We start from the raw sequence: 18,144 nt of genomic DNA on the forward strand, positions 1-18,144 counted from the left end.
AAGTCCCTCGCGAAGAAACTCCACCAGAAGCGTCCGGTCCTCCACCTCGCCCGCAACCGCGCGCCCGTTCACCCGCATCGATACGATCGTCATGCATTTCCTCCCTGCGCCGCTGGGCGACGCGCCACTGCGGCGCGCGTCCCTGGCTTTCGGCGAGGATCGTAGCGGACGGGCGCGCGCGGTCAATCGTTCGGAAGTCGCAAGCGCGTCAGTCCTCGCGCCCCGCCGCGCGCAGCCGGTAAGGCAGCACGTCGCGCAGGCCGGGGTCGATGCTCAGCGCCGCCTTGACCGGCGGGACCGAGCGCTGGTGGCAGTCGGCGCGCTCGCAGATGCGGCAGCTGACGCCGATGGGCTCGTAGGAGGCGGGATTGTCCACGTCCAGATCGTCGGCGTAGACCAGCTGCGCGGCGTAGCGCGTCTCGCAGCCCAGGCCGATGGCGTAGCGCCGCGTGGGCCGGCGGAAGCCGCCGCCGGGCTTGGTCACGTCGCGCGCAAGGCAGATGTAGCGCGCGCCGTCGGGCGTCTCGGCCAGCTGGCGCAGGATGCGGCCGGGGGTCTCGAAGGCCTGGTGCACGTTCCACAGCGGGCAGGCGCCGCCATAGCGGGCGAATTGCAGCCGCGTGGCCGAGTGGCGCTTGGTGATGGTGCCGGCCTGGTCCACGCGCACGAAGAAGAAGGGCACGCCCTTGGCGCCGGGGCGCTGCAGGGTGGACAGGCGGTGAGCCACCTGCTCGATCGAGGCGCCGAAAGAATCGGCCAGGATCTCGAGATCATGGCGCGCGCGCGCCGCCGCCTCGAGAAAGCGCTGATAGGGCAGCAGCGCCGCGCCGGCGAAGTAGTTCGCCAGCCCGACGCGGCAGATGGCCCGCGCCTCGTCGGTGCGAAAGCCCGCCAGGTCGAGCGTGGCGTCGATCAGCTCGCCATGGGCGATGAGCGCCGCCTGATGGGCCAGCTGGAAGGCCTGCGTGGCGGGGGCGGCGCGCGCGGACAGGGTCAGCACGCCGTCGGCGAAGCGGCGCAGCGGCCCGTCGGGGTCGAGGCGCAGGGCGACGCCGCGCGCCTCGAGCCAGTCGGCGCCGGCCTTGAGCTTGTCGCGCCCCTCGAAGCCTGACTCCTGGGCGAAGCGCTCGGCGGCGCGGTCGACGGCGTCGATGTAGTTGTCGCAATAGTGGAAGAAGTCGCGCACCTCTTCCCAGGGCTGCGGGGCGAGGCTGTCGTCGGCGCGGTCGAGCGCCTCGTCCACCGAGGCCAGCCGCTCGCCCAGCTGGCGGTAGGCGCGGTGCAGCGTCAGGAAGGCGCGCGCCAGCGCCGGCGCGTTGGCCGCGGCCAGGCGCAGATCGGCCAGCGGCGGCGCGTGGCCCGCGAAGACCGGGTCGGCCAGCGCCTCGCGCATGTCGGCGACCATGCGGTCGGTCTCGCCCACCGACAGGCGCGAGAGGTCGAAGTCGAACTGCTCGGCCAGCGCCAGGATCACCGCCGCCGAGATCGGGCGGTGGTTGTTCTCCATCTGGTTGAGGTAGCTGAGGGAAATGCCCAGCCGCTTTGCGAATTCCGCCTGGGTCAGACCGCGCGCGCGGCGCGTCTCGCGCAGCTGGGCGCCGGCATAGAGCTTGTGGGTCATGGCGGGGCTTCCGGGGGCTGGTCCTTGGGGGTTTTGGGGGGGCTGGGCGGTCGCTTCGGTCGGGGGTGGTGCGTTCCGGCGTCGGTCGGGGCGGGCCGCGTATTCGCAAATTCGCAATTCGCAAGCCGCAGCATTGATAGACTATGCAATTCCGCCGATCAATCGTTTCGCGCCCCCGGCGTCGGGGCTATGTTGCGGCGCAAATCATGCCCGGAACCCGCCGGCGCGGCCGGCGCACGCAGCTGTGGAGGCGTCCTGATGAAAGAAATCCTCGCGGAGCTCGAGGCCCGGCGCGAAATCGCCCGCAAGGGCGGCGGCGAGAAGCGCATCGCCGCCCAGCACGCCAAGGGCAAGCTGACCGCGCGCGAGCGCATCGAGGTGCTGCTCGACGAAGGCTCGTTCGAGGAATACGACACCTTCGTCGCCCATCGCTGCGCCGATTTCGGCATGCAGGAAAGCCGCCCCTACGGCGACGGCGTGGTCACGGGATGGGGCACGATCAACGGCCGCCTCGTCTACGTCTTCAGCCAGGACTTCACCGTCTTCGGCGGCTCGCTGTCCGAGACCCACGCGCAGAAAATCTGCAAGATCATGGACATGGCCATGCGCAACGGCGCGCCGGTGATCGGGCTGAACGACTCGGGCGGCGCCCGCATCCAGGAGGGCGTGGCCAGCCTGGCGGGCTATGCCGAGGTGTTCCAGCGCAACATCATGGCCTCGGGCGTGGTTCCGCAGATCAGCGTCATCATGGGGCCCTGCGCGGGCGGGGCGGTGTATTCGCCGGCCATGACCGACTTCATCTTCATGGTGCGCGATTCGTCCTACATGTTCGTCACCGGCCCGGATGTGGTGAAGACCGTCACCAACGAGGTCGTCACCGCCGAGGAGCTGGGCGGCGCCAAGACGCACACCACGAAATCCTCGGTCGCCGACGGCGCCTTCGAGAACGACGTCGAGGCGCTGGCCGAGGTGCGCCGCCTGGTCGACTTCCTGCCGCTCTCGAACCGCGAGAAGCCGCCCGTGCGCCCCTATTACGACGACCCCGCGCGCATCGAGCCCAGCCTGGACACGCTGGTGCCCGAGAACCCGAACAAGCCCTACGACATGAAGGAGCTGATCGAGAAGGTCGCGGACGAGGGCGATTTCTTCGAGATCCAGAAGGATTTCGCCAGGAACATCATCACCGGCTTCATCCGCCTCGAGGGCTCGACCGTGGGCGTGGTCGCCAACCAGCCCATGGTGCTGGCCGGCTGCCTCGACATCGACTCGAGCCGCAAGGCGGCGCGCTTCGTGCGCTTTTGCGACGCGTTCGAGATCCCGATCCTGACCTTCGTGGACGTGCCCGGCTTCCTGCCCGGCACGGCGCAGGAATATGGCGGCGTCATCAAGCACGGCGCCAAGCTGCTCTTCGCCTATGGCGAGGCGACGGTGCCCAAGGTGACGGTCATCACCCGCAAGGCCTATGGCGGCGCCTATGACGTCATGGCCTCGAAGCATCTGCGCGGCGACGTCAACTATGCCTGGCCCACCGCCGAGATCGCCGTGATGGGCGCCAAGGGCGCGGTCGAGATCCTCTACCGCTCCGAGCTGGGCGACCCCGAGAAGATCGCCCGCCGCACGAAGGAATACGAGGACCGCTTCGCCAATCCCTTCGTCGCGGCCGAGCGCGGCTTCATCGACGAGGTCATCATGCCGCACTCGACCCGCCGGCGCGTGGCGCGGGCCTTCAAGGCGCTGCGGGGCAAGAAGCTCGAGAATCCGTGGAAGAAGCACGACAACATCCCGCTGTGAGGCGGGCCGCAGGAGGCGTTCGCATGACCGGCCGGACCGCCGCAGCCGCGCGGGGGGCGCGCCCATGAGCCGCTGGCGCGACATGCATGCCGACGGCGCGGCGCTGCATGCGCCCGCCCGGGGCGCGCGCTTCGACGTGGCCGTGCACGCGGCCTGGGACGCGCGCGCGCCCGAGGGGATCGACCGCGCGCGCTTTCGCCGGGCGCTGGCGCGGCAGATCCGCCAGGACGCCTGGCGCGCGCTGCGCACGGTGCGCGGCTTCGTCCCGGCGGTCGAGGTCGCCTCGGACCATTCCCGCCCGGGGCGGGCGCGGGTGCTGGCGACGGCGGGCGGGCGGCTCGACTGCCGGCCCGCGCCGCGCGCGCTGATCGAGCATCGCCTGGCCGAGCTGCTGGCCGATCCGGCCAGCCGGCTGCGCTGGTCGCGCAACGCGGCGCGCGCCGCCGCCCGGCGCGGGGCCGATCCGCAGGAGGGTTCATGATGCGCAAGCACCGCGGCTTTCCGGGCCGTCTGCCCGGCACGGACATGCAGTTCACCATCCGCCGCGCCCAGCCCAACCCCACGCCGCTGCGCGCGCGCGAGCGCTACCGCGACCGCAAGCCCGAGGACCGGCGCGCCGACGCCGCCTTCCTGGCCTGCCTGATCGAGCATTTCGGCGACCAGCCCTTCGAGCGCGGCAATCTGGACGCGGGCAGGCTGAGCTGGCTTCTGGGGCGCGAGGTCAAGGCCGTCGAGCCCTTCGATCCCTGCTCCTACGAGCAGCTTCTGCGCGTGGACATGGACGAGGTGCGCCGCAGCTTCCCGGAGCTGGCGCCATGAGCGCGCGCGGCGTCCCGTCGCGGCCCGAGGCGCTGGAAAGGCGCCCTGCGCGCGCCATATTTTCGGGGCATGCTCAACCTTGGCGCGCGGCGTGGGCGCCGCGCGCGACGGAGAAGGCCCATGACGCGCAAGAAGCTCCAGCCCCCGGCCGATCCCTACCGGCTTATGCGGTTCGTCTTTCGCCATGCGCTGAACGGCGTGATGGCGGGCTGGGCGTTCCTGCTGGCGCTCTTGTGGCTGGACGTCGGCGGGCTTGGCGCGCGGGTGCATGGCGCGGCCGACGGCTGGATCGTGGTGCTGATGCTGGCGGGCGCGTTCGGGGTGACCTTCTCGATGGTGGGCATCGTCTGGGGCGTGCTGGTCATGCTGCCCGACGAGCCGGACTGAGCGCCGCAGGGCGACGCAGGGAGGGGGGATCATGGCGAACGGAACCATCGGCGATTTCGGCGGCGGGCGCGCGCTGCGCCGCGGCGCGATCTGCGCCGCGCTGGCGCTGGCGCTGGCCGCGGCGGGCTGCGGGCGCAGCCAGAGCGAGCGCGCCGTCAGCGGCGGCGCGGTGGGCGCGGCGGTGGGCGCGGTCGGCTCGGCCGTGGTCGGGGGCTCGGTCCTCACCGGCGCGGTGGTGGGCGGAGCGGTCGGCGCCGCGACCGGCGTGCTCACCGATCCCGACGCGCTGGATCTGGAGCGCGCGCTCAAGCGCTGAGCGCGCGGCCCGCGGCGCGGGCGCGGCGGCGGCCGCATTCGTCAACCATCCATCCAATCACGCATCGAAGCGCGCTGGCGCGCGCGTGCGCCGCGCCTTCGGCCCCCGGCGGCCGAAGGGCGGGCGCGCGCGCGCCTGCGCATGGCCCCGGGGCGGGCTTGCGGCAAAGGAGACGGCATGTTCAAGAAGATCCTGATCGCGAACCGGGGCGAGATCGCCTGCCGGGTCATCAAGACCGCGCGCAAGATGGGCATCGCGACGGTGGCGGTGTATTCGGACGCGGACAAGGACGCGCTGCATGTGCGCATGGCCGACGAGGCGGTGCATATCGGCCCGCCGCCGGCCTCCGAATCCTACATCGTCATCGACAAGATCCTTGACGCGGTGCGCCGCACGGGCGCCGAGGCGGTGCATCCGGGCTACGGCTTCCTGTCCGAGAACAGCCGCTTCGCCAAGGCGCTCGAGGATGAGGGGGTGGTCTTCATCGGCCCGCCCGCCTCGGCCATCGAGGCGATGGGCGACAAGATCACCTCGAAGAAGCTGGCCGCCGAGGCCGGCGTCAGCACCGTGCCCGGCTACATGGGCCTGATCGCGGATGCGGACGAGGCGGTGCGCATCTCGGAACAGATCGGCTATCCGGTCATGATCAAGGCCAGCGCCGGCGGCGGCGGCAAGGGCATGCGCATCGCCTGGAACGCCGAGGAGGTGCGCGAGGGCTTCCAGTCCTCGAAGAACGAGGCCATGTCCAGCTTCGGCGACGACCGCATCTTCATCGAGAAGTTCGTCACCCAGCCGCGCCACATCGAGATCCAGGTGATGGGCGACAGGCACGGCAACGTCATTCACCTGAACGAGCGCGAATGCTCGATCCAGCGCCGCAATCAGAAGGTCATCGAAGAGGCGCCCAGCCCCTTCCTCGACCCCGAGACGCGCGCGGCCATGGGCGCGCAGGCGGTGGCGCTGGCCAAGGCGGTGAACTACTGCTCGGCCGGCACGGTCGAGTTCATCGTCGACGGCGCGCGCAACTTCTACTTCCTCGAGATGAACACCCGCCTTCAGGTCGAGCATCCGGTGACCGAGCTCATCACCGGCCTCGACCTGGTCGAGCTGATGATCCGCGTCGCCGCCGGCGAGAAGCTGCCGCTGACGCAGGAGGATGTGCGCATCGACGGCTGGGCGATCGAGAGCCGCCTTTACGCCGAGGATCCCTACCGCAACTTCCTGCCCTCGATCGGGCGGCTGACGCGCTACCGCCCGCCGGCCGAGCGCCGCGGCCCGGACGGCGCCGTGCGCAACGACACGGGCGTCTACGAGGGCGGCGAGATCTCGATGCATTACGATCCCATGATCGCCAAGCTGTGCAGCTGGGGCCCCGACCGCGCCGCGGCGATCGAGGTCATGCGCAACGCGCTGGACGAGTTCGAAGTCGAGGGCATCGGCCACAACCTGCCCTTCTGCCAGGCGGTGATGGATCATCCGCGCTTCGTCTCGGGCGACATCACCACCGCCTTCATCGCCGAGGAGTTCCCCGACGGCTTCCACGGCGTGACGCTGCCCGACGAGGAGCTGCGCCGCATCGCCGCCGGCGCGGCGGCGATGAAGACCGTCGCCGCGCGGCGCGAGGGGCGGATCTCGGGGGTGCTCTCGCCCCATGACCGGCGCGCGCCGCGCGACTGGGTGGTGAGCATCGGCGCGCGCGAATGGCGCGCCCATGTCTCGCCGCTGGCGCGCGGGCACATCGTGACCGAAGAGGGCGAGGAGCTGGCCATCGCCCCCAAGGGCCGCGATCCGCGCAACCCCGACGTGCTGATCCACGGCCAGGGCGCCGTGAAGGTGCGCTTCGAGGACGGAACCGAGTCGACGGTCGAGGGCGACTGGACCCCCGGCGACCGGCTGGCGCGCGCCACGATCGACGGCGCGCCGCTGGTGGCCAAGGTGGACATGCGCGCCGAGGGCTTCCGCATCCGCCGCCGCGGCGCGGATCTGGACGTGAAGGTGCGCGAGCCGCGCGTGGCTGAGCTGGCGCGGCTGATGCCCGAGAAGCTGCCCCCCGACACCTCGAAGCTGCTTCTGTGCCCGATGCCGGGGCTGGTCGTCTCGATCGCGGTCGAAGAGGGGCAGGAGGTGCAGGAGGGCCAGCCCCTGTGCACCGTCGAGGCGATGAAGATGGAGAACGTCCTGCGCGCCGAGCGCGCCGGGGTGGTGGCGCGCATCAACGTCGCCCCCGGCGCAAGCCTGGCGGTGGACGAGGTGATCATGGAGTTCGAATGATCCGCGACGCGCGCCCGGCGGCCGGCGCCCCGGCGCCCGCCTTCGCCTTTCCCGGCCACGCGCCCGCCGCCGCGGCGGCGGGGCGCTCAGCCGCGGCCCATCTCCTGCAGGCGCCGCGGCAGCCGGTCGATCAGGCGCATCACGTCGAAGGCGCTGAGCACGTCGGGGTGGCGCTTGACCACCTCGCCGTCCTTGGACAGCACGATGACGGTGAAGCCGTGGGGGCGGAAGCGCCGGCGCAGCGCCGAGGCCTGGTCGCGGCGCGCGGGCTTGCGGTCGTCGACGATCACGACCACGTCGCGCGCCTCGAGCTCGGCCTTCTCGCGCGCAAGCTCGGCCAGCTGGTGCGCCAGCCGCGGATCGCCCGGATCGTCGGCGAAGATGATGACGGGGCGCTTGACCCACAGGAGCGGGGCGAGCGGGTCCTCGTCCGCGCCCGCCTCGGGCGCGCCGCCGTTCTGCGCGCGCGACCGGCGCGACAGGACGAACGGCATGGCGAACAGGGCGAGGGCGCGCAGAATTCGGCGTCTTTGGTTCATGGCGCTCAATCTAACCCTTTCGCGCCCCGGCGCCATGGGGCATCGCGCGCGCGGCGCGTCTGAAGGAGACAGAGCATGACGAAACCCGATCTGAACGCCTGGCGCGAGCTGGCCCGCAAGGAGCTCAAGGGCCGCGATCCCGACGAGCTGATCTGGCGCACGCCCGAGGGGATCGACGTCAAGCCGCTATACACCGAAGAGGATCTGGAGGGCGTCGAGCATCTGGGCTCGCTGCCCGGCTTCGAGCCCTTCGTGCGCGGCCCGCGCGCGACCATGTATGCCGGCCGGCCCTGGACCATCCGCCAATACGCCGGCTTCTCGACGGCCGAGGAATCGAACGCCTTCTACCGCCGCAACCTGGCGGCGGGGCAGAAGGGCCTGTCGGTCGCCTTCGACCTGGCCACCCATCGCGGCTATGACAGCGACCATCCGCGCGTGGTCGGCGACGTGGGCAAGGCGGGCGTGGCCATCGACTCGGTCGAGGACATGAAGATCCTGTTCGACGGCATCCCGCTCAAGGAGATGTCGGTGTCCATGACCATGAACGGCGCGGTGATCCCGATCATGGCGTGCTTCATCGTCGCCGGCGAGGAGCAGGGCGCCAGCCCGGCCGAGCTGTCGGGGACCATCCAGAACGACATCCTCAAGGAGTTCATGGTCCGCAACACCTACATCTACCCGCCCGAGCCGAGCATGCGCATCGTGGCCGACATCATCGAGTACACGGCGAAGAACATGCCGCGCTTCAACTCGATCTCGATCTCGGGCTACCACATGCAGGAGGCCGGCGCGACGCTGGTGCAGGAGCTGGCCTTCACCCTGGCCGACGGCAAGGAATACGTGAAGGCGGCGCTGGCCAAGGGCATGGACGTGGACGCCTTCGCCGGGCGGCTGAGCTTCTTCTTCGCCATCGGCATGAACTTCTTCATGGAGATCGCCAAGCTGCGCGCCGCGCGGCTTCTGTGGGCGCGGATCATGAAGGAGTTCGACCCCAAGAAGCCCCAGTCGCTGATGCTGCGCACCCACTGCCAGACCTCGGGCGTGTCGCTGCAGGAGCAGGACCCCTTCAACAACGTGGTGCGCACGGCCTACGAGGCGCTCTCGGCCGCGCTGGGGGGCACGCAGTCGCTGCACACCAACGCGCTGGACGAGGCGATCGCCCTGCCGACCGACTTCTCGGCCCGCATCGCGCGCAACACGCAGCTGATCCTTCAGGAAGAGACCGGCATCTGCAACGTGGTCGATCCGCTGGCCGGCTCGTATTACGTCGAGCGCCTGACCAAGGAGATGGCCGACGAGGCGTGGAAGCTGATCGAGGAGATCGACGCCATGGGCGGCATGACCCGCGCGGTCGAGTCGGGCATGCCCAAGCTGCGCATCGAAGAGGCCGCCGCCCGCCGCCAGGCCCGCATCGACCGCGGCGAGGAGGTGATCGTCGGCGTCAACAAGTATCGCCCCGAGAAGGAGACCCCGATCGAGATCCTCGAGGTGGACAACGCCAAGGTGCGCGAGGCGCAGATCGCGCGGCTCGAGCGCATCCGCGCCACGCGCGATCAGGCGGCGGTGGACGCGGCGCTCGATCGGCTGACGCAGGTGGCGGCCTCGGGCGAGGGGAACCTGCTCGAGGCGGCGGTCGAGGCGGCGCGGGCCCGCGCCACGGTCGGAGAGATTTCCTACGCCATGGAAAAGGTGTTCGGTCGTCATCGCGCCGAGGTGCGCACCCTGTCGGGCGTCTACGGCGCCGCCTATGAGGGCGACGAGGATTTCGCCGCCATCCAGCGCGAGGTCGAGGCCTTCGCCGAAGAAGAGGGCCGGCGCCCGCGCATGCTGGTGGTCAAAATGGGGCAGGACGGGCACGACCGCGGCGCCAAGGTCATCGCCACCGCCTTCGCCGACATCGGCTTCGACGTCGATGTGGGGCCGCTGTTCCAGACGCCCGAAGAGGCGGCGCAGGACGCGGTGGACAACGACGTGCACGTGGTGGGAATCTCGAGCCAGGCGGCGGGGCACAAGACCCTGGCGCCCAGGCTGATCGAGGCGCTGCGCGAGAAGGGCGCCGAGGACATCATCGTCGTGTGCGGCGGCGTCATCCCGCAGCAGGATTACGACTTCCTGCGCAAGGCGGGGGTCAAGGCGATCTTCGGCCCGGGCACCAACATCCCCGAGGCCGCGCGCGGCGTGCTGCGGCTGATCCGCGAGGCGCGCGGCGCGGCGGGCTGAGCGCGCCGCCCCCCGCCCGCCGCCCTCGCCGCCGCGCGCCGGCGCGAAGGGCGGCCCTTCGCGCGGGGCCTGACGCGGGGTAAGAAGAAGACTCGCGGCGCGCCCGCCCCGGGCGGCGCAACATCGGGCGGAACAGGTGATGACGGACGAAAAGACGCAATCCAATCGCAAGGCGGCGCTGGACTATCACGCGCTGCCGCGCCCCGGAAAGCTCGAGGTGCGCGCCACCAAGCCGCTGGCCAACCAGCGCGACCTGTCGCGCGCCTACAGCCCCGGCGTGGCCGAGGCCTGCCGCGAGATCCAGGCCGACCCCGCCGCCGCCGCCCGCTACACGGCCCGCGGCAATCTGGTGGCGGTGGTCACCAACGGCTCGGCCGTTCTGGGGCTGGGCAACATCGGCCCCCTGGCCGCCAAGCCGGTGATGGAGGGCAAGGCGGTCCTGTTCAAGAAGTTCGCCGACATCGACTGCTTCGACATCGAGGTGAACGAAAGCGACCCGCAAAGGCTGGCGCAGATCGTGGCGGCGCTCGAGCCGACCTTCGGCGCGATCAATCTAGAGGACATCAAGGCCCCCGACTGCTTCGTCGTCGAGGCCGAGTGCCGCAAGCGCATGAACATTCCCGTCTTTCACGACGACCAGCACGGCACGGCGATCGTGGTGGCGGCGGCCGCGCTCAACGCGCTGCGCGTGGCGGGCAAGCGGATCGAGACGGCGCGCATCGTCTCGACCGGGGGCGGGGCGGCGGGCATCGCCTGTCTGAACCTTTTGGTCTCGCTGGGCGCGCGGCGCGAGAACATCTGGCTCTACGACCTGCACGGCCTGGTGCATGAGGGGCGCGAGGCCGACATGAACCCGCACAAGGCCGCCTATGCGCGCCCCGGCGGCCCGGTCGCGCTGGACGAGGCGATCCGCGGCGCCGACTTCTTCCTCGGCCTGTCCGCCCCGGGCGCCCTGCGCCCCGAGCATGTGGCGGCCATGGCCGAGCGGCCCATCGTCTTCGCCCTGGCCAATCCCGACCCCGAGATCGCGCCCGACGAGGCGCGCGCCGCGCGCCCCGACGTCATCATGGCCACGGGGCGCTCGGACCATCCGAACCAGGTCAACAACGTGCTGTGCTTTCCCTTCATCTTCCGCGGCGCGCTGGATGTGGGCGCGACCGAGATCAACGAGGAGATGAAGCTGGCCGCCGCGCGCGCCATCGCCGATCTGGCCACCCAGGCCAGCTCGGCCGAGGCCGCCGCCGCCTACAGCGGCGAGCGCATGGTCTTCGGCCCCGACTACCTGATCCCCAAGCCCTTCGATCCGCGCCTGCGCGCGGCGGTGGCGACGGCGGTGGCCGAGGCGGCCATGCGCACGGGCGTGGCCACGCGCCCCTTGCCCGACCTCGCCGCCTATCGCGAGGCGCAGGCGGGGGCGGTGTTCCGCTCGGCGCTGATCATGCGGCCGGTCTTCGACGCGGCGCGCAAGGCCGAGCGGCGCATCATCTTCGCCGAGGGCGAGGACGAGCGCGTCCTGCGCGCCGCGCACGCCATGCTCGAAGAGACCACCGACAAGCCGATCCTGATCGGCCGCCCCGAGGTGATCGAGACGCGGCTCGAGCGCTACGGGCTGCCGATCCGCCCGGACCGGGACTTCGAGATCGTCAATCCCGAAAGCGACAGCCGCTATCGCGACTACTGGACCACCTATCACGAGCTGATGGAGCGGCGCGGCGTCACGCCCGATCTGGCGCGCGCCATCATGCGCACCAACACCACCGCCATCGCCGCGGTGGCGGTGCATCGGGGCGACGCCGACAGCCTGATCTGCGGCACGTTCGGGCAGTATCTGTGGCACTTGAACTACGTTCGCCAAGTGCTTGCGCGCGATGGATTCCGTCCCGTCGGCGCGCTGTCCCTGATGCTGCTCGAGAAGGGGCCGGTCTTCATCGCCGACACCCAGGTGCACCCCGACCCCGAGGCCGAGGAGGTGGCCGAGATCGCCATCGCCGCCGCGCGCCACGCGCGCCGCTTCGGCGTCACGCCCAAGGTGGCGCTGCTCAGCCACTCGCAGTTCGGCAATCTGGACACCGCCTCGGGGCGCAAGATGCGCGCGGCCATGGCGCTTCTGGATCAGCGCGAGCCCGATTTCGAATACGAGGGCGAGATGCACGCCGACACCGCGCTCGACCCCGAGCTGCGCGCGCGGCTGTTCCCGCGCTCGCGGCTGCAGGGCGAGGCCAATGTGCTGATCCTGCCCAACGCCGACAGCGCGTCGGGAATGCGTAACATTCTCAAGCAGTTGGGCGGCGCTCTTGAAGTCGGGCCGATCCTGATGGGGATGGGCAACCGGGCGCATATCGTCACGCCGTCGATCACGACGCGGGGGCTGTTGAACATCTCGGCGCTGGCCGGCACGCCGGTGCAGAGCTACGCCTGAGCGCCTTGCGCCAGGTCAAGGCGGCGCGCGCCGCCGCATCAAGCAGGGGGCGCCGTCCGCCCGGACGCGAGCGCCGGCCAAACGGGGGAGAGGGAGAATGGGCTACAAGGACGTCTACGAGGCATGGAAGGCCGACCCGGAGGGCTTCTGGATGAAGGCCGCCGAGTGCATCGACTGGATCGAGCCGCCGACCCGCGCGCTGGACGCCTCGCGCGCGCCGATCTACCGCTGGTTCCCCGACGCGGTGTGCAACACCTGCCACAACGCCGTGGACCGGCATGTCGAGGCGGGCCATGGCGACCGGCCGGCCATCATCCATGACAGCCCGATCACCGGCACGAAGCACGTCATCACCTATGCCGAGCTGCGCGAGCGCGTGGCCTCGCTGGCCGGGGCGCTGCGCGCGCGCGGCGTGGGCAAGGGCGACCGGGTGGTGATCTACATGCCCATGGTGCCCGAGGCGCTCGAGGCGATGCTGGCCTGCGCGCGGCTGGGGGCGATCCACTCGGTGGTGTTCGGCGGCTTCGCCGCGCACGAGCTGGCGGTGCGCATCGACGACGCGCGCCCCAAGGCGGTGATCGCGGCGTCCTGCGGGCTCGAGCCCGGGCGCGTGGTGCCCTACAAGCCGCTGCTCGACGCCGCCATCGAAGAGGCCGCGCACAAGCCCGAGTTCTGCGTGATCCTCCAGCGCGACCAGCAGCCCGCCGCGCTGATCGAGGGGCGCGACCTGGACTGGCACGCCTTCCAGGTCGGCGTCGAACCCGCCCCCTGCGAGCCCGTGCGCGGGACCGATCCGCTCTACATCCTCTACACCTCGGGCACCACCGGCCAGCCCAAGGGCGTGGTGCGCGACAATGCCGGGCACATGGTCGCGCTCAGCTGGTCGATGAAGAACATCTACAACGTCCAGCCCGGCGACGTGTTCTGGGCCGCCTCGGACGTCGGCTGGGTGGTGGGGCACAGCTACATCTGCTACGCGCCGCTGATCGAGGGCTGCACCACCATCGTCTTCGAGGGCAAGCCCGTGGGCACGCCCGACGCGGGCACGTTCTGGCGCGTGATCGCCGAGCACAAGGTGCGCTCGTTCTTCACCGCCCCGACCGCCATCCGCGCCGTCAAGCGCGAGGACCCGCGCGGCGAGCTGGCCGAGCGATACGACCTGTCCTCGCTGCAGGCGCTGTTCCTGGCCGGCGAGCGCGCCGACCCCGACACCATCCGCTGGGCGCAGGAGCTCTTGGGCAAGCCGGTGATCGACCACTGGTGGCAGACCGAGACGGGCTGGGCCATCGCCGCCAACCCGCTGGGGATCGAGCTGCTGCCCATCAAGCCGGGCTCGCCCGCCGTGCCCATGCCCGGCTACGACGTGCAGGCGCTGGACGAGGGCGGCCATCCGGTCAAGCCGGGCGAGCTGGGCGCCATCGCCATCCGCCTGCCGCTGCCGCCGGGCGCGCTGCCGGGCCTGTGGAACGCCGAAGAGCGCTTCCGCAAGGCGTATCTCGAGCATTTCCCCGGCTATTACGAGACCGGCGACGCGGGCATGATCGACGAGGACGGCTACATCTACATCATGGCCCGCACCGACGACGTCATCAACGTGGCCGGCCATCGCCTGTCCACCGGCGCGATGGAAGAGGTGCTGGCCTCGCATCCCGACGTGGCCGAATGCGCGGTGATCGGCGTGGCGGACGAGCTCAAGGGCCAGGTTCCGGTCGGCTTCCTGGTGCTCAACGCCGGGGTCGACCGCCCGCATGAGGACATCGTGCGCGAGTGCGTGCAGCTGGTGCGCGAGCGCATCGGCCCCGTCGCCGCCTTCAAGCGCGCGCTGGTGGTCGATCGCCTGCCCAAGACGCGCTCGGGCAAGATCCTGCGCGCGACCATGGCCAAGATCGCCGACGGGGCGCCCTTCAAGACCCCGGCGACCATCGACGATCCGGCCATTCTGGACGAGATCCGCGCCGCGCTGGGACGCTGAGCCGCAGGGGCGCGCGCGGGGCGGGCCTTGCCCGTATTCGCGCGCGCGAATATGAACGCCCGGGAACGCCGCGCGCACTCACGCGCGCCGCCCCCGCCGCCGGCGCGGGGCCGGGCGGGGGCGCGGGGCGTTCATGCTCGTCACGCCGACCGCCCTCGGGCGGCGGCCCGCGCAAGGAAAGTCGCTCATGCCCGCCTTCGCCGCCGCCCGCCGCCGATCCTTTCCGCCCGTTCTGTTCCCGACCCTTCTGGGGCTCGTGGGAACGGGGCTGACGCTGCGCGCGGGGGCGCGCGTCCTGGGCCTGGCGCCGTGGATCGGCGAGCTGTGGCTGGGCGTGGCCAGCATGGCGCTGCTGCTTGCGGGGGCGCTCTATCTGGCGGCGCTGGCGCGGCGGCCGGCCCGCGCGCTCGAGGATCTTTCGCCGCCGCCCGCGCGCGGCGCGTTGGCGGCGCTGAGCATGGGGCTGATGCTGGTCGGCGCGGCGGCGGCGCCGGCGCTGCCGGGGGCGGCGGCGGCGCTGTGGGTCGGGGGCGCGGCGCTGCACTGGGTCTTCGCCGGCGCGACGCTGCATGTGCTGCTGTCCGCGCCGCCGCATCTGCGGCCCGTCACGCCGGCGCTCTACCTGCCTTTCGTCGGCCAGATCGTGGCGCCGATCGGGGGCGCGGCGCTGGGCTTCGGAACCGCCTCGGCGGTGCTCTACGGCTCGGCGCTGGCGGTGTGGGCGGCGCTGACGCCGCTCATGCTGGCATGGCTGCGCGGGGCGCTGGCGGGGGGCGGGCTTGCGCCGACGCTGCGGCCGGGCCTGGCGATCTTCGTCGCCCCGCCGGCGCTGGCGGCGATCGGCGGCGCGGCGCTGGGCGCGCCGTGGTCCGAGGCGCTGGTCCTGCCGGCCTGGGCGGTCGCGTTGGCGGCGGCGCTGGCGCTGGCGCCGCGGCTGGGCTGGCTGGCCGAGGGCGGCTGGTCGCCCGCCTGGGGCGCCTTCACCTTCCCGCTCGCGGGGCTGGCCGGGGCGACGATGCTGGCGGCCGAGCGCCTGCCGGGCGCCATCGGCGGCGCGGCGGGCGCGGCGGCCGGGCAGGGGGCCTGGTGGCTGGCCGCCTTGCTGACGGCGGCCGCCTGCGCGACGACGCTGCGCGTCGCGGCGGGGGCGGCGCTGGCGCTGCGCGACGGGCGCCTCAAGGGCTGAGCGCGCGCCCCGCGCTCCGGCCGCCCCGGCGCGGCGCGATGCCCCCTTTTCAGCGCCGCCGCGCCATGCGAAAGGAGGCTGCCAAACGAACCCCCTGCATCAGGAGACTTCCGATGGAGATTCGCGAGGCGCTCACTTTCGACGACGTTCTGCTTGTTCCCGGCGCCTCCGAGGTGCTGCCCTCGGACGCGGTGCTGCGCACGCGCATCACCCGCGAGATCGAGCTGAACATCCCCCTCGTCAGCTCGGCCATGGACACCGTGACCGAAAGCGAGATGGCCATCGCCATGGCCCAGGCGGGGGGCATGGGCGTGATCCATCGCAATCTCGACATCGCCGAGCAGGCGCGCCAGGTGCGCCGCGTCAAGCGCTTCGAAAGCGGCGTCGTCTACAATCCCGTCACCCTGACCCCGGACCAGACCGTGGCCGACGCCCGCGCCCTGCAGGAGCGCTACAAGATCACCGGCTTTCCCGTCGTGGACGACGAGCGCAACGTGGTCGGCATCCTGACCAACCGCGACATGCGCTTCGCCCAGTCCGACGACGCGCCCGTGCGCGAGCTGATGACCGCCGAGAACCTGGCCATCCTGCGCGAGCCCGTCGACGTCGAGGAGGCCCGGCGCCTGATGCACCAGCGCCGCATCGAGAAGGTGCTGGTGGTCAACGCCGAAGGGCGCCTGGCGGGGCTGCTGACCATCAAGGACCTGGAAAAGGCGGTGCTGAACCCGCAGGCGTGCAAGGACGCGCTGGGGCGGCTGCGCGTGGCGGCGGCCACCACGGTGGGCGACGCGGGGTTCGAGCGCTCGCTGGCGCTGATCGACGCCGAGGTGGACCTGATCGTGATCGACACGGCGCATGGGCACTCGGCCTCGGTCGCGCGCGCGGTCGAGCGCATCAAGGCGCATGACTCGCGCGTGCAGGTGGCCGCGGGCAACGTGGCCACCGCCGAGGCCACGCGCGCGCTGATCGACGCGGGCGCGGACGCGGTCAAGGTCGGCATCGGGCCGGGCTCGATCTGCACCACGCGCATCGTCGCGGGGGTGGGCGTGCCGCAGCTGACCGCGATCATGGACTGCGCCGAGGCCGCCAGCCGCGCGGGCGTGCCGATCATCGCCGACGGGGGCATCAAGTTCTCGGGCGATCTGGCCAAGGCCATCGCGGCGGGCGCCAGCTGCGCCATGATCGGCTCGATGCTGGCCGGAACGGACGAGGCGCCGGGCGAGCTGATCCTTTACCAGGGCCGCAGCTACAAGGCCTATCGCGGCATGGGGTCGGTGGGCGCCATGGCGCGCGGCTCGGCCGACCGCTATTTCCAGAAGGAGGCCGCGACCGACAAGCTGGTGCCCGAGGGCATCGAGGGCCAGGTGCCCTACAAGGGCGCAGTCTCGGGGGTGCTGCACCAGCTGACGGGCGGGCTGCGCGCGGCCATGGGCTACACCGGCAACCGCACCATCGACGAGATGCGCACCGGCTGCCGCTTCGTGCGCATCACGAATGCGGGCCTGAACGAAAGCCACGTCCACGACGTGCAGATCGTGCGCGAGGCGCCCAACTACCGCATCGGCTGAGGCGGGCCCGCGGCGGCGGGCTTGAGGCGCCGCCGCCGCCATGGCAAGACGGCGGGGTTTCCAACATCAGGAGCCCCGACGCCATGACCGACACCGCCGACGCGCCCGCCGCCTATGTTCCGCCCCGTGTCTGGACCTGGGACAAGGAAAGCGGCGGCCGCTTCGCCAGCATCAACCGCCCCGTCGCCGGCCCCACCCACGAGGCCGAGCTGCCCGTCGGGCGCCATCCGCTGCAGCTCTACTCGCTGGCCACGCCGAACGGCGTGAAGGTCACCGTCATGCTCGAAGAGCTGCTGGCCCTGGGGCGCGAGGGCGCGGAATACGACGCCTGGCTGATCCGCATCAACGAGGGCGACCAGTTCTCGTCCGGCTTCGTGCGCATCAATCCGAACTCGAAGATCCCCGCGCTTGTCGACCGCTCCGAGCCCGAGCCGCTGCGCGTGTTCGAATCGGGCTCGATCCTGCTCTACCTGGCCGAGAAGTTCGGCGCCTTCCTGCCGACCGATCGCGCCGGTCGGACCGAGACGCTCAACTGGCTGTTCTGGCAGATGGGCTCGGCGCCCTATCTGGGCGGCGGCTTCGGGCATTTCTACGCCTATGCGCCCGAGAAGATGGAATACCCGATCAACCGCTTCGCGATGGAGGTCAAGCGCCAGCTCGACGTGCTCGACCGCCAGCTGGCCGAGCGGCCCTACATCGCTGGGCAGGACTACACCATCGCCGACATCGCCATCTGGCCCTGGTATGGCGCGCTGGCGCTGGGCCGGCTTTACGAGGCGGCCGAGTTCCTGTCGGTGCATGAATACGAGAACGTGCAGCGCTGGGCGCGCGAGATCAACGAGCGCCCGGCCGTCAAGCGTGGGGTCCTGGTCAATCGCGTCTGGGGCGACGAGGCGAACCAGCTGCCCGAGCGCCACGACGCGGCCGACATCGACGCCGCGCTCGCCCGCATCGCGGCCGCGCGCGGCTGAGCCGCGCCGCCGGCCTGCGCCATGACGCCGGCGGGATGTTGTCCCGCCGGCGCGTTTGTTTCAG

The 18,144-nt window shown here is 71.5% G+C and carries 14 protein-coding genes; 12 read left to right on the forward strand and 2 right to left on the reverse strand.

Annotation, left to right across the window (positions count from 1 at the left end; genetic code table 11):
- Positions 1-208 precede the first annotated feature (208 nt).
- Positions 209-1,621, reverse strand: coding sequence for a helix-turn-helix domain-containing protein (locus BMW67_RS14735; protein WP_072748475.1), 1,413 nt, complete (start codon positions 1,619-1,621; stop codon positions 209-211).
- A gap of 258 nt (positions 1,622-1,879) precedes the next feature.
- On the opposite strand from BMW67_RS14735, the gene BMW67_RS14740 reads away from it, so the two are divergent.
- The 6 genes from BMW67_RS14740 to BMW67_RS14765 all read left to right on the forward strand — a co-directional run bounded on the left by BMW67_RS14740 (position 1,880) and on the right by BMW67_RS14765 (position 7,205).
- Positions 1,880-3,412, forward strand: a complete 1,533-nt coding sequence (locus tag BMW67_RS14740; RefSeq protein ID WP_072748476.1) for an acyl-CoA carboxylase subunit beta — start codon at positions 1,880-1,882, stop codon at positions 3,410-3,412.
- Between the two features lie 64 nt (positions 3,413-3,476).
- Entirely contained in the window at positions 3,477-3,893 is a 417-nt protein-coding gene (locus tag BMW67_RS14745; protein WP_072748477.1) for a hypothetical protein, read from the forward strand.
- Entirely contained in the window at positions 3,893-4,231 is a 339-nt protein-coding gene (locus tag BMW67_RS14750) for a hypothetical protein (RefSeq protein WP_072748488.1), read from the forward strand. Before BMW67_RS14745 ends, BMW67_RS14750 begins: the two co-directional genes overlap by 1 nt.
- Positions 4,232-4,351: 120 nt before the next feature.
- A complete protein-coding gene (locus BMW67_RS14755) occupies positions 4,352-4,618 on the forward strand; it encodes a hypothetical protein (protein WP_072748478.1) in 267 nt (88 codons plus the stop codon).
- 31 nt (positions 4,619-4,649) lie between these two features.
- Entirely contained in the window at positions 4,650-4,934 is a 285-nt protein-coding gene (locus BMW67_RS14760; protein WP_072748479.1) for a hypothetical protein, read from the forward strand.
- A gap of 177 nt (positions 4,935-5,111) precedes the next feature.
- Positions 5,112-7,205, forward strand: a complete 2,094-nt coding sequence (locus BMW67_RS14765; RefSeq protein WP_072748480.1) for an acetyl-CoA carboxylase biotin carboxylase subunit — start codon at positions 5,112-5,114, stop codon at positions 7,203-7,205.
- 86 nt (positions 7,206-7,291) lie between these two features.
- On the opposite strand, the gene BMW67_RS14770 is transcribed toward BMW67_RS14765, so the two are convergent.
- Positions 7,292-7,744, reverse strand: coding sequence for a DUF4174 domain-containing protein (locus BMW67_RS14770; protein ID WP_072748481.1), 453 nt, complete (start codon positions 7,742-7,744; stop codon positions 7,292-7,294).
- Between the two features lie 75 nt (positions 7,745-7,819).
- On the opposite strand from BMW67_RS14770, the gene scpA reads away from it, so the two are divergent.
- The 6 genes from scpA (at position 7,820) to yghU (ending at position 18,080) form a co-directional block, all read left to right on the forward strand.
- Positions 7,820-9,964 (forward strand): methylmalonyl-CoA mutase, encoded by a 2,145-nt coding sequence (scpA, locus tag BMW67_RS14775; protein ID WP_072748482.1) that lies wholly within the window; start codon positions 7,820-7,822, stop codon positions 9,962-9,964.
- Between the two features lie 139 nt (positions 9,965-10,103).
- Entirely contained in the window at positions 10,104-12,383 is a 2,280-nt protein-coding gene (locus tag BMW67_RS14780; RefSeq protein WP_072748483.1) for an NADP-dependent malic enzyme, read from the forward strand.
- 97 nt (positions 12,384-12,480) lie between these two features.
- Positions 12,481-14,355: a propionyl-CoA synthetase gene (locus BMW67_RS14785; RefSeq protein ID WP_072748484.1), complete on the forward strand. Its 1,875-nt coding sequence runs from the start codon at positions 12,481-12,483 to the stop codon at positions 14,353-14,355.
- 187 nt (positions 14,356-14,542) lie between these two features.
- A complete protein-coding gene (locus BMW67_RS14790) occupies positions 14,543-15,541 on the forward strand; it encodes a TDT family transporter (RefSeq protein WP_072748485.1) in 999 nt (332 codons plus the stop codon).
- A 113-nt stretch (positions 15,542-15,654) separates the two neighbouring features.
- Positions 15,655-17,109, forward strand: a complete 1,455-nt coding sequence (gene guaB / locus BMW67_RS14795) for an IMP dehydrogenase (RefSeq protein WP_072748486.1) — start codon at positions 15,655-15,657, stop codon at positions 17,107-17,109.
- Between the two features lie 83 nt (positions 17,110-17,192).
- Positions 17,193-18,080 carry a glutathione-dependent disulfide-bond oxidoreductase gene (gene yghU / locus BMW67_RS14800; RefSeq protein ID WP_072748487.1) on the forward strand — a complete coding sequence of 296 codons (888 nt, stop codon included), beginning with the start codon at positions 17,193-17,195 and terminating at the stop codon, positions 18,078-18,080.
- Positions 18,081-18,144 lie beyond the last annotated feature (64 nt).

The organism is Oceanicella actignis (assembly GCF_900111545.1).
Lineage (GTDB): Bacteria > Pseudomonadota > Alphaproteobacteria > Rhodobacterales > Rhodobacteraceae > Oceanicella > Oceanicella actignis.